This window comes from Pseudomonas sp. PA15(2017) (assembly GCF_001945395.1).
Lineage (GTDB): Bacteria > Pseudomonadota > Gammaproteobacteria > Pseudomonadales > Pseudomonadaceae > Aquipseudomonas.
In genome coordinates, this window is record NZ_MSXV01000033.1 from 1 (window position 1) to 13,457 (window position 13,457).

Annotated in this window: 12 protein-coding genes and 1 pseudogene; 4 read left to right on the plus strand and 9 right to left on the minus strand. The window is 64.4% G+C overall.

Features of this window, described 5'->3' with window-relative positions; all coding sequences use genetic code 11:
• Positions 1–270: 270 nt before the first annotated feature.
• Positions 271–1,228 (minus strand): annotated as a pseudogene (locus tag BVH03_RS10875) (GNAT family N-acetyltransferase).
• Positions 1,229–1,418: 190 nt separating this feature from the next.
• Between BVH03_RS10875 and BVH03_RS10880 the strand changes: the two are divergent.
• On the plus strand, positions 1,419–2,525 hold the full coding sequence (locus BVH03_RS10880) for a YheT family hydrolase (RefSeq protein ID WP_075961171.1): 1,107 nt from the start codon (positions 1,419–1,421) through the stop codon (positions 2,523–2,525).
• A 42-nt stretch (positions 2,526–2,567) separates the two neighbouring features.
• On the opposite strand, the gene BVH03_RS10885 is transcribed toward BVH03_RS10880, so the two are convergent.
• From BVH03_RS10885 to xth, 6 genes are all read right to left on the minus strand, one after another.
• Positions 2,568–3,329, minus strand: coding sequence for an amino acid ABC transporter ATP-binding protein (locus tag BVH03_RS10885; protein WP_075961172.1), 762 nt, complete (start codon positions 3,327–3,329; stop codon positions 2,568–2,570).
• Positions 3,326–4,228 (minus strand): amino acid ABC transporter permease, encoded by a 903-nt coding sequence (locus BVH03_RS10890; protein ID WP_075961173.1) that lies wholly within the window; start codon positions 4,226–4,228, stop codon positions 3,326–3,328. Before BVH03_RS10890 ends, BVH03_RS10885 begins: the two co-directional genes overlap by 4 nt.
• Complete coding sequence (locus tag BVH03_RS10895; RefSeq protein ID WP_075961174.1) at positions 4,225–5,121, minus strand: ABC transporter substrate-binding protein; 897 nt, start codon at positions 5,119–5,121, stop codon at positions 4,225–4,227. The genes BVH03_RS10890 and BVH03_RS10895 overlap by 4 nt, the downstream gene beginning before the upstream one ends.
• Positions 5,122–5,125: 4 nt before the next feature.
• The gene (locus BVH03_RS10900) at positions 5,126–6,475 is read right to left on the minus strand and encodes an LLM class flavin-dependent oxidoreductase (RefSeq protein ID WP_075961175.1); all 1,350 of its coding nucleotides are present in this window, start codon (positions 6,473–6,475) and stop codon (positions 5,126–5,128) included.
• A 9-nt stretch (positions 6,476–6,484) separates the two neighbouring features.
• Positions 6,485–7,795, minus strand: a complete 1,311-nt coding sequence (locus BVH03_RS10905; protein ID WP_075961176.1) for an MmgE/PrpD family protein — start codon at positions 7,793–7,795, stop codon at positions 6,485–6,487.
• A 150-nt stretch (positions 7,796–7,945) separates the two neighbouring features.
• Positions 7,946–8,746 carry an exodeoxyribonuclease III gene (gene xth, locus BVH03_RS10910; protein ID WP_075961177.1) on the minus strand — a complete coding sequence of 267 codons (801 nt, stop codon included), beginning with the start codon at positions 8,744–8,746 and terminating at the stop codon, positions 7,946–7,948.
• Between the two features lie 164 nt (positions 8,747–8,910).
• Between xth and BVH03_RS10915 the strand changes: the two genes are divergently transcribed.
• On the plus strand, positions 8,911–10,095 hold the full coding sequence (locus tag BVH03_RS10915) for an N-acetylmuramoyl-L-alanine amidase (RefSeq protein ID WP_075961178.1): 1,185 nt from the start codon (positions 8,911–8,913) through the stop codon (positions 10,093–10,095).
• 20 nt (positions 10,096–10,115) lie between these two features.
• Here BVH03_RS10915 and BVH03_RS10920 read toward each other — a convergent pair whose 3' ends face one another.
• The gene (locus BVH03_RS10920) at positions 10,116–11,462 is read right to left on the minus strand and encodes an ATP-binding protein (protein WP_075961179.1); all 1,347 of its coding nucleotides are present in this window, start codon (positions 11,460–11,462) and stop codon (positions 10,116–10,118) included.
• Positions 11,459–12,172 carry a response regulator gene (locus BVH03_RS10925; RefSeq protein WP_075961180.1) on the minus strand — a complete coding sequence of 238 codons (714 nt, stop codon included), beginning with the start codon at positions 12,170–12,172 and terminating at the stop codon, positions 11,459–11,461. Before BVH03_RS10925 ends, BVH03_RS10920 begins: the two co-directional genes overlap by 4 nt.
• A gap of 164 nt (positions 12,173–12,336) precedes the next feature.
• Between BVH03_RS10925 and BVH03_RS10930 the strand changes: the two genes are divergently transcribed.
• Positions 12,337–13,113, plus strand: a complete 777-nt coding sequence (locus tag BVH03_RS10930) for a VacJ family lipoprotein (protein WP_075961181.1) — start codon at positions 12,337–12,339, stop codon at positions 13,111–13,113.
• Positions 13,103–13,414, plus strand: coding sequence for a hypothetical protein (locus BVH03_RS10935; RefSeq protein WP_075961182.1), 312 nt, complete (start codon positions 13,103–13,105; stop codon positions 13,412–13,414). Before BVH03_RS10930 ends, BVH03_RS10935 begins: the two co-directional genes overlap by 11 nt.
• The last annotated feature ends 43 nt before the right edge of the window (positions 13,415–13,457 follow it).

Sequence of the window (13,457 nt, forward strand, 5' to 3'; positions counted from 1 at the left end):
ATCCAGGCCCGCCAGGAACGCGAGTGGCAAGACCTCAAGCTGTTCATGCTGTGTCATATCCCTGTGATCGCCGTTGTGGTGATTGCCGCCTGGGCATTCTCGTAGGCTTCGCATAATGTATATTATGTTAAATTACGTATTACGAGCTGTCACGCTTGCTCACCCTGCACCTCACTCTGCCTCCCCAGCCTACAACCAACCAGACGAGCCACCTCCCTGCGGCTCTTCTGTTCAACAGACATCCAGTGACGCTGATACTTCCATCTGGTGCTAAAGGTGGAAATCCCCAGCCGCCTCCGGCTGATAAAGCACCTTCCTGATCTCGATCTGCCGCGTGCGGCCCGCAATCCGCCAATCGATGGCGTCTCCCTCCTGATAGCCCAGGATGGCGGCGCCAAGGTCGGAACAGACCGAATGCTTGCCGGCGCTGCTGTTGGCGTCTTCGGGGTAAACCACGGCCACTTCGATTTCTTCGTCGTCCAGTTGCACCAGGGCCCTGGTGTTCATCGTGACGACGGTGCTGGGCACCTGGTCCGGCTCGACGACAATGGCGCGTTCGAGCTCGTGTTCGAGTTGGGCGACCGGGCCTTCCTCCAGTGCGATCAGGTTGTCGAGCTTGGCCTTGTCCATTTCGGTGATGTAGATCCCGGGTGCATCGCGGAAGGCATCTTCGCGCAGTAGCTGCAGGTAGCGCCCGGCCGTCATGGCCCATGAGGTCATGGTTGGTGTTTCGCTTTCGAGTTCGAAGCCGCTGCGCAGGAAGGCTTTCTGCGAGCGCTGGTTGTCCGGGTGAATCTTGGCGATGAGCTTCCCGGCGCGCATGTCGAGGAACGCCAGTTTCATGCCTTCGCGGATGGTACGGGTGCCGAGGTTGCGACCCCATTTTTCGCTGTCGCCGATGGCTAGGACGATCTCGCACTCGGCGCCATTATTGATCAGGCGCACGAAACCCACCGGGTCGTCGTGGCGATCATAGGCCATGAAGAAGCGGCCGTCGCGGTTGAACAGATGGGTCAGGATCGGCAATTGCGTCCGATCGATGGCGTGTTCGATGGACCGGGAGACATCGCGTGAATCGCTCAGGTAGCAGGTAACGCGATCATCTTCCAACCAGTCCATCAGCTTCAACGCATGTGCCCGAGTGATTTCCGGGCACAGCGAAATGAAAGGCTTGGTCATCTTCACCACACATATTTGAAGGTTTGAAGCCCTTCATGGCTATGGCCATGACGGTTCTTACGATAACCGGCTAGTTTAAAGCATCAGGCGAGTAATTCCGACCCGTCCGGGCGCTCGATCTGGCCCGTCTTATGGGCAGATAGCGCGCTACCACTGCCCTCACCCGCCTTCATTCGCCCAGCAACCCAGCGCCGCAGCCGGTAAGATTGCCCGGCTGAAGACGCTCATGGGGGCATTGAATGACAACCACGATGGTCGCGCTGTGCGTATTTCTGGTCGGCTTCGCCGCCTACTACCTGGGCGTCGTCGCGCGTCGGCCGCAGCTGATCTACCAGGCCAAGGCCCACAATGCCGAGTTGCTCGCCAGGCTGCCACGCCTGAAGCAGCGCTTCTGGGCCACCCCCTGGGCCGTCAACGGGCACCTGCAGATTTTCGTCGCCGGTATCCAGGAAGCGCTCTCCCCTCGCCTGGTCTATGAGCGGGTCGAAATGCTGCGCATGAGCGACGGTGGCACCACGGCATTGCATTGGCTGGGCGCCGACTTGCCGGCCCGCACGCCGACCCTGGCAGTGCTGCACACCATCACCGGTACACCGCAGAGCATGCGGGTGTTCGTGCGCGACATGCAGCGCCTCACCGGCTGGCGCATCGTGCTGTGCGAGCGTCGCGGACACGGCGAGTTGCCGCTGACCAGCCCGCGCTTCAATACCATGGGCGATACCGAAGACCTGCGCGAGCAATTGCGGCGGATCGGCGAACGCCACCCGCACTCCCCGCTTTACGCCGCCGGTATTTCCGCCGGTACTGGCCTGCTGGTGCGCTACCTAGGCGAGCAAGGCGATGACACGCAACTGCAGGGTGCCTTCGCCTATTGCCCGGGTTACGACATCGAGGTGGCGTTCGCCCGCTCGCGAGCACCCTACAGTCGGGTGATGGCGAGAAGGTTGGTACGCCAGTTCGTGACGCGCAACCGCGAAGCGCTGGCGGCCTGGCCCAGTCTGGCGCGGCTCGAAGGAGCGCAAAGCCTGGATGAGTTTCACCAGCACCTGTACGAGTGCGCCGGCTACGACAGTTGGCAGGCCTATCTGGATGGCTGCAATCCGGTTGCGCTGATGGAGCGGATCAGCGTGCCGCTGCTGGTGCTCAACGCAGAGGACGATCCCGTCTGCGTGGCGGACAACGTACGCGAACATGAACACGCCATGGTGCGCCTGCCCAGAACGCTGCTGGCCGTCACCTCGCGCGGCAGCCATTGCGCGTACCTGTCGGGGCTTACCGCCAGGCCCTGGGCCCATCACCTGGCGGAGGAGTTCCTGCAGGCCGTGCACGCAGGCCGGGCGGGATGATGCCCCTGGCGGTGAGCACTGTGCTCACTGCCAGGCGACGTGTCACAGCACGCTGGCCAGGAACTCGCGCAGCCGTGGATGCTGCGGGTTGTCCAGCAAGGCACGGGCATCGCCCGCCTCCACCACCTTGCCGTTGTCCATGAACACGATGTTGTCCGCTACCTCGCGGGCAAAGCCGATTTCATGGGTGACCACCACCATGGTGATGCCCGAGTGCGCCAACTGCTTCATCACCTGCAGCACTTCGCCGACCAGCTCGGGGTCTAGCGCCGAGGTCGGCTCGTCGAACAGCATCACGTCGGGCTGCATCGCCAGCGCCCGGGCGATCGCCACGCGCTGCTGCTGGCCGCCGGACAGCTCGCGCGGCCAGGCCTGGGCACGGTGCGCCAGGCCGACCTGATCGAGCAGTTGCATGGCGCGCGCCTCCACCTCGGCGCGTTTCTGGCCGAGGATGCGGATCGGTGCATCGGCAATGTTCTGCAGCACCGTGCGGTGCGGGAACAGGTTGAACTGCTGGAACACCATGCCGATGCGCTGACGCTGCCGGGCGACGGCCTTTTCCGGCAGTTCGTAGAGCGCCTGGCCCTTGCGGCAATATCCGATCAGCGTGTCGCCGACGTGGATGGTGCCGCCGTCGAGCTTTTCCAGGTGGTTGATGCAACGCAGCAAGGTCGACTTGCCCGAACCGGACGGCCCGAGAATCACCGTCACCGAGCCGGCGGCGATGTCCAGGTCGATGCCGTGCAGCACGGTGTTACCGGAAAACTGCTTGTGCACGCCACGCAGGCGGATGGACTCGCTCATGACTCGGACTCCTGCGTGCCTTTGTTGCGGCGCAGCCAGCTGCCGCGCGCCGGACCATTGCCACGGCTGAACCACACTTCGATGTAATGCTGGAGCACCGACAGCACCGAGGTCATCACCAGGTACCAGAGGGTGGCGACCAGCAGCAGCGGGATCACCTCATAGGTGCGCTGGTAGATGATCTGCGCCGAATAGAGCACGTCCTGCAGGGCGATCACCGACACCACCGCGGTGGTTTTCAGTTGGCCGATCACCTCGTTGCCGGCCGGCGGCAGGATGGTGCGCATGGCCTGGGGCAGCACGGTCTGGCGAAAGATCTGCCCAGGCCGGTAGCCGAGGGCCTTGGCGGCTTCCAGCTGGCCCTGGCCGACGCTCTGGATGCCGGCGCGGATGATTTCCGCCGCGTACGCGGACTGGTGAATCACCAGGGCCAGCACCGCCGCGCTGAACGGGCTGATGATCTCGTTGGTTTCCGCGCTCCACACCTCGCCCACCAGCGGCAGGCTCAGCGACAGCTGCGGATACAGCGCCGCGATGTTGTACCAGAGAAACAGCTGCACCAGCATCGGCACGGCGCGGAAGAACCAGGTGTAGGCCCAGCTGACGCTGACCAGCACCGGGTTGGAAGACAGCCGCATGAGGGCCAGCAACGTGCCGCCGGCGAAGCCGAACACCACCGAGATGACCGGCAGCTCGATGGTCATCAGCACGCCGGCGAGGATCGACTCTTCCGTCAGGTTCTGCGCCACCACGTCCCATTCGAAACGCGGGTTGTTGACCATCGACGTGGCCACCAGCGACAGCAGCAACAGCACGATCAGGGCGCTGAGCCAGCGCCCCCAGTGACGGTGCTTGACGATGCGCAGCCCGGCGATGTCGTCGTCAGGCCGTTGGCTCATTTGAGGTTTTCTGCGTTGAGGCCGGCGGATTCGACGGCGCCGAAGCCGATTTCCCACTTGTCGAGGATCTGCTGGTAGGTGCCGTCCTTGATCAGCGAGTTCAGCGCTGCCTGGATCGGCTTGCCCAGCGGCGAATCCTTGGCCAGGGCGATGGATACGATGGTGTCCTCGATGGTGATCTCACCGGCCAGTTTCAGCGCCTTCACCTGGCTGGCCTGGTAGCGCAGACCTTCGTACGGGCCGAAGAACATAGGCACGCGGCCGCTGATCACTGCCTGCACGCCGGCTGGGCGATCCGGGAAGATCGGCACCTTGATGGCCGGCTTGCCATCGGCCACGCACGCCTCGCTGGCCTGCTGCAGGCGCGTGACCTGGGAAGTGCCGGCGCCGGCGCCGACGGTCTGGCCGCACAGCTCGGCAAAGCTGTTGAACGGCCCCTTGTCGGAATCCGCACGGCCGACCAGGGCCAGCTTGGAGGCGTTGTAGTAGCCGACGAAGTCGACCTGCTCCAGGCGTTTGGCATTGGCGTCGATGTTGGAGATCGCCGCGTCGTAACGCCCGGATTTCAGGCCCGGAATGATGTTGTCGAAGCCGCCGGTGTCACGCAGGTCCAGCTTCACGCCGAGGCGATCGGCAACCGCGCTGATGATGTCGATCTCGCGCCCGGCCAGGGTCTTGTTGTCGGCCTGGTAGAACGTGGTCGGCGGCGTGTTCGGGTTGGTGCCGGCGATGATGCTGCCACGCTTCTTGATCGCTTCGGGCAGGCTGTCATGCAGCGCGGCATCGGCCTCGGGCTTGGCGGTGGCGTTGAAGGGCACGCCCTTGTCGGCGGCGAAAGCGCTGGTCAGGGGCAACAGCGCGAAGGCGGCAGCGGTCAGTGCAGAACGTTTCATGGGCTTATTCCTTCTCGGTTGCCAACGGGGCAACGGCGGCAAAGTTTTCATCAACGGACGGCAGGCCGAGGTTTTCCCGCAGCGTGCTGTATTGGTAATCGGTGCGGAACAGGCCGCGGCGCTGCAGCTCGGGAATCACCAGCTCGACGAACAGATCGAGCTGGTCGGGCAGCACAGCCGGCATGATGTTGAAACCATCGGCGCCGCCCTGTTCCAGCCAGTGCTGGAAGTCATCGGCGATATCCTCGGCGGTGCCGACCACCACGCGGTGACCGCGCGAACCGGCAGCCACCGCCGCCAGTTGGCGCAGGGTCAGGTTCTCGCGGGCGGCCAGCTCGGTAAGCAGCTTGACGCGGCTCTGGCTGCCTTCGGTGGCGGGGATTTCCGGCACCGGGCCGTCCAGCGGGTAGGCGGTCATGTCCACGCCGAAACGCGCCGACAGCTGCTCGATGCCGTTGTCGATGTCCACCAGTTCGTTGAGCTGGTTCCAGACTTCCTGGGCCTCTTCACGGGTGCGACCGACGATGGGCATCACCCCCGGCAGAATCAGCAGGTGGTCGGGCTGGCGACCGGCGTCGCGCACGAATTGCTTCTGGCTCTGGTAGAAGGCCTGGCCCTCCTCCAGCGACGATGCTGCGGTGAACACCACTTCGGCGGTTTGCGCGGCCAACTGCTGGCCAGCCGGCGACGAACCGGCCTCGATGATCACCGGACGGCCCTGGGGCGAACGGTCGATGTTCAGCGGGCCCTGCACCTGGAAGTGCTTGCCCCTATGGTTGGCCGCGTTGATCTTGCTTTCGTCCGAGTAACGGCCGGTGGCCTTTTCACGGACGATGGCGCCCTCTTCCCAGCCGTCCCACAGTTTGAAGGCCACATCGAGAAATTCACGGGCCATTTCATAGCGGTCGGCGTGGGACGGCAGGTCTTCGCGGCTGAAATTGCGTGCCGCGTCGAGAGAGAACGAGGTGACCACGTTCCAGGCGCCGCGGCCACGGCTGATGTGGTCCACCGAACACAGCGCGCGGGCCAGGTGGAACGGTTCGTCGAAGGTGGTGGATGCGGTGGCGGCCAGGCCGATGTGTTTGGTTTGCACGGCCAGGGCCGAGAGCAGCGTCAGCGGCTCCAGGCGCGACATGGTCGAGGGCAGGCGATGCACGCTGGTGGCCAGGGCGTCGCCGACGAAGAACATGTCGAACTTGCCCTCTTCCGCCTTCTTGGCGATCCAGGTGAACCAGTCGATATCGGTGGGCGAGCCTTTCGCGCCCTCGGCACGCCAGCCGCCCACATGGTGCCCCAGCGCCTGCACGAACAGACCGAGGCGCAGTTGACGGGGTGAAGCAGGTTGCATGGACATAACGAATCCTTACTGACAGCTAATGAGTGAAGCCAGGCGATGCAGCGCGGCATCGTCAGCGAGTTGCAGATCCCCGCTGATCGCGGCCAGCCGCGCCTCGGGCAGGGATAGAAGGTTGGTGCGCAGCTTGGCCAGCACATCGGTGGGCGCGGCGGCGGTTTCCAGGCGAGTCACGCAGTGGCTGTGGGACGTGCCATCGGCCATGAACAGCGTAACGCGGTGAAAGCGCCGATCCGGATCGAGTTCATCGGCCGGCGCACTCGGGTCCGGTAGGCGCCTTACCCGTGCTGCCAGCGCGGCGATCCGGGTATCGACCGGCTCTTCGCCGTAACGCTCGAGGGAGATGGCGCCGTTGAGCAACGCATCGGCGATCACGTATTCGAGGCTGAAACGCGCCTGCACGCCATTGACCGGCGCGATGATGTTGGGCGCGGTGTCGGCGCCCGGCGGGAAGCTCACCTCGATATGCTGCACCGCATGCAGGTCGCCGCCCAGCCGCCCGCGCAGCACGAACGCAGCCTCCGCCGCACTGTGGGTTCCACCGCAGGTGGGATAGCGCTTGAACTCCAGGCCGGGCGCGATGATTCGCCAGGGTGCGCCCCACTCGGCCAGCAGATCATCCGGGCGTTCGACGCCGTAACCCAGGGCAGCCAGAAATGCCTCCAGCACGCCGTGGCGCTGTGCGGCAAAACCGGCTCGGGCCAGTTCGACGCTGTTGACCGCACCCCGCGCAGCCAGGCCGGCATGCAGGGCCTTGGCCGCGGAGCCGAACTGGGCGCGCAGGCCCGAAGCCTGGGTCGCGGCCAGGCCGAGGGCGATTTCGCTTTGCTCAGGCGTCAGGCGCAGCAGCCGGCAGGCAGCGCCGGTCGCGGCGATCACACCCAGCGTTGCGGTGCTGTGCAGCCCCGCGGCGTAATGGCGGGTACCGATGGCCTTGCCCAGGCGCCCGGCCAGCTCGACGCCGATGACATAGGCATCGAGAAAATCCTCGACCGCCAGGCGCGGCTGATTCGCGAGCACGGCCAGCAACGTCGACAGCACCACCGTGGTCGGGTGGCCGCGGAACGTCGCATGGTAGTCGTCGAAATCCAGCGCGTGGCTCATGTAACCCAGCTGCAGGGCATGATTCTCCGTGCTACGCGCGGCGGGAAACACCTTGCGAACCGAGGTCAGCCCCGAGTCCCGCAGCAAACCGAGCTGCACGGGCAGCAGGCAGGCGAAGTAATCGATCACGCCCTCGCGGGCGCGTTCGCGCTCGTCAGATCCGGGCTGGCAGTCGGCAAGCGTTCTGGCCAATTGGCCGCTGAGGGATGTGTTCAAAAGGCACCTTTAATGTAAGGCTTTGACCTGTATCAATAAATTGGTCAATCGAGCATTTTCCTATCCGACCATGGTGGCCGCAAATATGAAAAAACTCTTTACATATTTCCAAAGCGAATAAGAAAACAACCATCCGATATGAGCACCGCGTCACCTGCTACGTTTTTTGCGGCTGCTCAGCTGGATCCAAGCCGGCGCATGGTCGCTGGGGCGCGCCTCGCCACGCACCCAGGTGTCCACGCCGGCCGCCTGCAGGTACGGCGCCAGCGCTGGGTTGAGTAGCAGATGGTCGATACGCAGTCCTGAGTTGGTCTGCCAGTGGTGGCGCAAGTAATCCCAGAAGGTGAAGAGCTGCTGATCCGGGTGCAACGTGCGTAGCGCGTCCACCCAGCCCTGATCCAGCAAGCGTTGAAAACAGGCGCGGCTTTCGGGTTGCAAAAGAGCGTCCTTGAGCCACGAGCGGGTGCTGTAGATATCGAAATCCGTGGGTACCACGTTGAAGTCGCCGGCCAGCACCACCGGATGGTCGCTGGCCTGTAACGTCTGCGCATGGGCGATCAGCTGCTCGAACCACCTGAGCTTGTAATCGAACTTCGGTCCGGGCTGCGGGTTGCCGTTGGGCAGGTACAGGCAGGCCACCATCACGCCCTGCACCGCGGCCTCGATGTAGCGCGCCTGGGCATCCCACTCGGCGCCTGGCAGGCCGCGACGGATCGCCAATGGCTGGGTATCACGGCCGAGAATCGCCACGCCGTTCCAGGATGCCTGCCCCTGATACACCACACCGTACCCGGCCGCTTCGATATCCCTGGCCGGGAACGACTTGTCGGCCGTCTTGAGTTCCTGCAGGCACACCACGTCCGGCTGCTCGCGCTTCAGCCAATCCAGCAGATTGGGCAGCCGGGCGTTGATGCCATTGATGTTGTAGGTGGCGATTCGCAAGCGCTTCATCGGTGGTTCTCCGCGCGGTCATCCTGAAGCTGTGACCTGCGGACCGCGCAGCCGGTGCGATGAATGTGGATGCCGGCAACGCCATCTGCTCGAACGCCCTTACGCAGCGCCCAATAATGCAATAATATAACATTTGAAGTTGCATAGCCTGGGATCAAACGACCATGCACAGACGTCACCTCCTCCACCTGGCCCTGGCAGGCCTCACCCTACCCTGGGCCATAGCCGCCGCTACCCCGAAAGTCATGCACGCCCGTGCCTGGGACGATGGCGAGAAGCTGAGGCTGGTATTCGACATGAGCGGCCCAGCGAAATACCAGATCTTCTCGCTGAAGGCGCCGGAGCGACTGGTCGTCGATCTGGCAGATACCGCTACAGCCGCCGACCTGAACGAACTGTCGGCCGGCAACCGGCTGCTCAGCGCCATTCGCAGCGGCCCTCAGGCCGGCGGTACGCGCATCGTGCTCGACCTCAAGCAGCCGGCCAGGGTGGAAAGCTTTCTGCTCGGCCCCAACGGCAGCGAGGGGCATCGCCTGGTGGTCGATCTACGTGACATGGCGCTCGCGCCGCAGGGGATCGTCGAACCTCAGCGGGCAACCACTGCCGGGCAACGGGACGTGGTCGTGGTGATCGACGCTGGGCATGGCGGCAAGGACCCCGGCGCCCTGGGCGGCAACGGCGAGCAGGAAAAGGTGGTGGCACTCGCCATTGCCCGCCTGCTGGCCCAGAAGCTCAACCGCCAGCGTGGTTTCAAGGCACAGTTGGTGCGTAATCAGGACGTCTTCGTGCCGCTGCGCAAACGCGTGGAAGTCGCTCGCCGTCACAATGCCGACCTGTTCATTTCCGTGCACGCCGACGCCGCGCCGCGCAGGAGTGCGTCGGGCGCCTCGGTGTTCGCCCTCTCGGAAAACGGTGCCACGTCGACCACCGCGCGGTGGATGGCCGAGCGTGAGAACAGCGCGGACCTGCTGGGTGCCCGCGAGCTGCTGTCCCTGAAGAACAGGGACCCGGTGCTGGCTGGCGTGCTGCTCGACATGTCGCTGAACGCCACCATCAGTACCAGCCTGGGATTGGGCAAGACGGTCCTCGATAATGTCGGCAAGGTGGCTGGCGTGCATCAGAAACGCGTCGAGCAGGCCGGCTTCGCGGTGCTCAAATCCCCGGTTATCCCATCCATCCTGGTGGAAACCGGCTTCATCTCCAACCCGGCCGACTGCCGCAAACTCTGCGACCCGCTGCACCAGAAGCGCGTCGCCCAGGCGATCTTCGATGGACTGCAGAAGCACTTTTTAGCCAGCCCACCGACTGGCACCTATCTGGCGAGCCAGAAGGGCGGATCGCTCAGCTGACTCGCTTCCACTGACAGTACTCAGGCGAATGGCAATTCGACCCGCACTTCCAGCCCGCCAGCAGGGCGATTGCGCAGCGTCAGGCTGCCGCCGTGCTCCAACACGATGGCCCGTGCTGCAGAAAGCCCGAGGCCGACGCCACCGGTGTGCTTGTTGCGCGAACCCTCGATGCGAAAGAACGGTTTGAACACTTCATCCTGCAACGCCGGGGCGATACCCGGCCCGCGATCGAGCACGCGAATTCGTACAGCGCGGCTGCCCTGCTCCAGCATGACCGCCGGCTCGTGGCCGTACTTGATGGCATTGTCGAGCAGGTTGCCGAGCATGCGTTTGATACCGATCGGCCGACCGACATACACCACCCGCCCCTGCGCACTCAGCTGTACGTCGACACCGACATCCCGATAGTCATCGACCAACGTATGCAGCAACCCGGCGAGGTCGAAGGCGGTCGCCGGTTCCAGGCGGGCGTCGTCGCGGAAGAACTCCAGGGCGCTGTTGACCATCGCCTGCATCTCGTCCACATCGCGAAACAGCTTGGCCTGCTGCTCGGGGTCGTCGATGAATTCACCGCGCAGGCGCATGCGCGTCAGCGGCGTGCGCAGGTCATGGGAAATCGCCGCCAGCATCTGCGTACGGTCATGGATGAAGTGCTGCAACTGGGCCTGCATGGCGTTGAAGGCGACGATGGCCTGGCGGATTTCTCGCGGCCCTTCGACGGCGATGGGCGGGGCGCGGAAATCACTGCCGAAGCGCCGGGCACCACGGGCGAAACGTTCCAATGGCGCGGCCAGGTGGCAGGTGGCGATCAGGGCCACAATGATGGTCGAGAGCAGCACCAGGGCGATGACGATCAGGTTGCGTGGCAGCTCATCGAGGCCCCAGCTGCGGGTGAATGCAGAGAATTTCACCCAGGAGCCGTCGCGCAGCTCGACCATCAAGACGTATTCCGCACCGGGATCATCGGCTGGCCAGTCGGCGGGTTCGTAGCCGATGATCCTGGCGTTGGGGTTGCGCAACTGGCTGCGCAGAAAGCCTTCGCCGGAGCGAAAGTCCGCTTCATCGTCCGGTGCAGGCAACCCGGCATCCTCGAAACGACGCAGCCAGGTGGTGGTATAGATCGCGCCACTGGCGGACCTGGCGATGGCCGGGCGCTGCTCGGGTGGCGCCGCATCGATGATACGACTGATGCTGGCGAGGCTTTCCAGCAGGCCGGTCTGCAGCAACGGTGGGCGCGCCCATACGCCGGCCAGTTGGCTCAGCAGCCAGGTCAGCAGCAACGCGGTGAGCATCGCGGTCAGCGTGGTCAGCGCGATCCAGCGCGCCACCGTGTCGCCGGAGCGGCCGACCCTGGGCGGCCATTTCATCGCTTCACCAGCACACTGGGGGTGAACAGGTAGCCACTGTTGCGCACCGTGCGGATCATCGGCGCGCCACTGACATCGCCCTCCAGCTTGCGACGCAAGCGGCTGACCTGTACGTCGATACTGCGGTCGAAGGCTTCGAACGCGTCGCCACGGGTCATGTCCAGCAATTGCTGGCGGCTCAGCACCCGCCGGGGGTGTTCGGCGAACACCAGCAGCAATTCGAATTCGCCGCCGGAGAGCGGAATCATCACCTTGTCCGGCGAGCGCAGTTCACGGCGTGTGACGTCCAGCTGCCAGCCGGCGAACTCCAGGGTCGGGCGTGGCTTGTGGTTGAGCACGCTGCTGAGTTCACCGGTGCGGCGTAACACGGCGCGTACCCGGGCGAGCAGCTCGCGGGCATCGAACGGCTTGGTGAGGTAATCGTCGGCGCCCAATTCCAGACCTACCACGCGGTCGCTGAGTTCGCCCATGGCGGTGAGCATGATCACCGCAACCGAGTGCTCACTGCGCAGGCGCTGGCAGAGCACCAGGCCGCTCTCCCCCGGCAGCATGACGTCAAGGATCACGAGGTCGGGCTGCTGGCGCGCCATTGCCTGCCAGAGGCCGGCGCCGTCACTGGCCACGGCGACGCGATAGCCGTGCTGCTCGAGGAATTTCTTCAGGAGGGCGAGGACTTCGAGGTCATCGTCCACCAGCAATAGGTGATTCACGGGGGGCTCGCTGCGCGCAGTTCTGGAGCGGCTATCTAAAACCATTGGCGCGGGCGCGTCATATATTTCAATTCGGCAATAAAGCGGCGATTTCGCAATATTGCGGACACGCTCGGGCAAAAACTGCCAGGCAGCATCGGCGCAGTTTCCATAGAGGATCGCCCATGCCGAACACCGCTCTCGCTCGTCCCTTCGCCCGTACGCTCTCGCTGGCAGCTGCCGTGAGCCTGACCGCAGGCTGTGCCAGCTCGCCCGTACCTTCCGCCACGCAACTCTGCCAAGGCACGCTGGCCGCCCCCCATGACCCGGCCGAGTCGGTCAACCGCGGCATCTTCGCGTTCAACCGCAGCGTCGACGATTACCTGCTGGCCCCCGTGGCCCGCGGTTATCGGCACCTGCCTGGATTCGTGCAGGGTGGCGTACACAATTTCGTGGCCAACTTCGGCGAGCCCAAGGTGTTCATCAACGACCTGCTGCAAGGCAACGGCGGGCGTTCGGTCACCACGGTAGGCCGTTTCGCGGTCAATACCACGGTCGGCATCCTCGGTCTGATCGATGTATCTGGACGCATGGGCATGGAACGCCACCAAGCGGACTTCGGCCAGACCTTCGGTGTATGGAACATTGCCAACGGTCCGATCCTCGAACTGCCGCTGCTGGGCACCGGCAACCTGCGTGACGCCACCGGCAAGGTATTGAGCTTCGCGGTCTCGCCATTCGGCAACAACAGCGACACCCTTGAGACACTGAGCACCGTGGACACCGTCGGCGGTATCGTCGATGGTCGCGCCGAGGCATTGCCGCTGACCGACGAGCTGAGAAAGCAGCCTGATTACTACCTGGCCCTGCGCGACGCCGTGGCCGAGCAACGTGCGCACTTCGTTGCCGAGGGCAAGCTCGGCGAGCAGGCGGATCTCTGCGGAGCGAGCGATGAGCGCTGAAGGCGTGCTGGTACTGCACCGGCGAATCAGGGCACCGGACAGGGCCACGTTGCATTACCGCGAGCTTGAATTACACCTGGATGCCGACGGCCGCCACCTGGTGCTCAGCCGCTACACCGAGCTGTATGGCGAAGACCAGTCCAGCAGGGGCGCCAGACGTGATCACAAGGTGTCGCTGGTCAGCCTGCTGCGCTGGATGATCAGCCAGGGGCACGGACCCGATATCGCCGTGGCGGACGCCAAGAGCGGTGTTCACCCTACGTCCTGGCAAGCCGGAAGGCTGAAGCGTTTGGTTGAGTGAATCCGTCGTTCAATCGTCCGGGAGCGGGCGGGAACCGCCCTCT

Excerpts from the sequence above, each read along its gene's own strand:
- BVH03_RS10880 (WP_075961171.1), top strand. The coding sequence starts at position 1,419 with ATGACAACCACGATGGTCGCGCTGTGCGTATTTCTGGTCGGCTTCGCC.
- BVH03_RS10885 (WP_075961172.1), bottom strand. The coding sequence starts at position 3,329 with ATGAGCGAGTCCATCCGCCTGCGTGGCGTGCACAAGCAGTTTTCCGGT.
- BVH03_RS10890 (WP_075961173.1), bottom strand. The coding sequence starts at position 4,228 with ATGAGCCAACGGCCTGACGACGACATCGCCGGGCTGCGCATCGTCAAG.
- BVH03_RS10895 (WP_075961174.1), bottom strand. The coding sequence starts at position 5,121 with ATGAAACGTTCTGCACTGACCGCTGCCGCCTTCGCGCTGTTGCCCCTG.
- BVH03_RS10900 (WP_075961175.1), bottom strand. The coding sequence starts at position 6,475 with ATGTCCATGCAACCTGCTTCACCCCGTCAACTGCGCCTCGGTCTGTTC.
- xth (WP_075961177.1), bottom strand. The coding sequence starts at position 8,746 with ATGAAGCGCTTGCGAATCGCCACCTACAACATCAATGGCATCAACGCC.
- BVH03_RS10915 (WP_075961178.1), top strand. The coding sequence starts at position 8,911 with ATGCACAGACGTCACCTCCTCCACCTGGCCCTGGCAGGCCTCACCCTA.
- BVH03_RS10920 (WP_075961179.1), bottom strand. The coding sequence starts at position 11,462 with ATGAAATGGCCGCCCAGGGTCGGCCGCTCCGGCGACACGGTGGCGCGC.
- BVH03_RS10930 (WP_075961181.1), top strand. The coding sequence starts at position 12,337 with ATGCCGAACACCGCTCTCGCTCGTCCCTTCGCCCGTACGCTCTCGCTG.
- BVH03_RS10935 (WP_075961182.1), top strand. The coding sequence starts at position 13,103 with ATGAGCGCTGAAGGCGTGCTGGTACTGCACCGGCGAATCAGGGCACCG.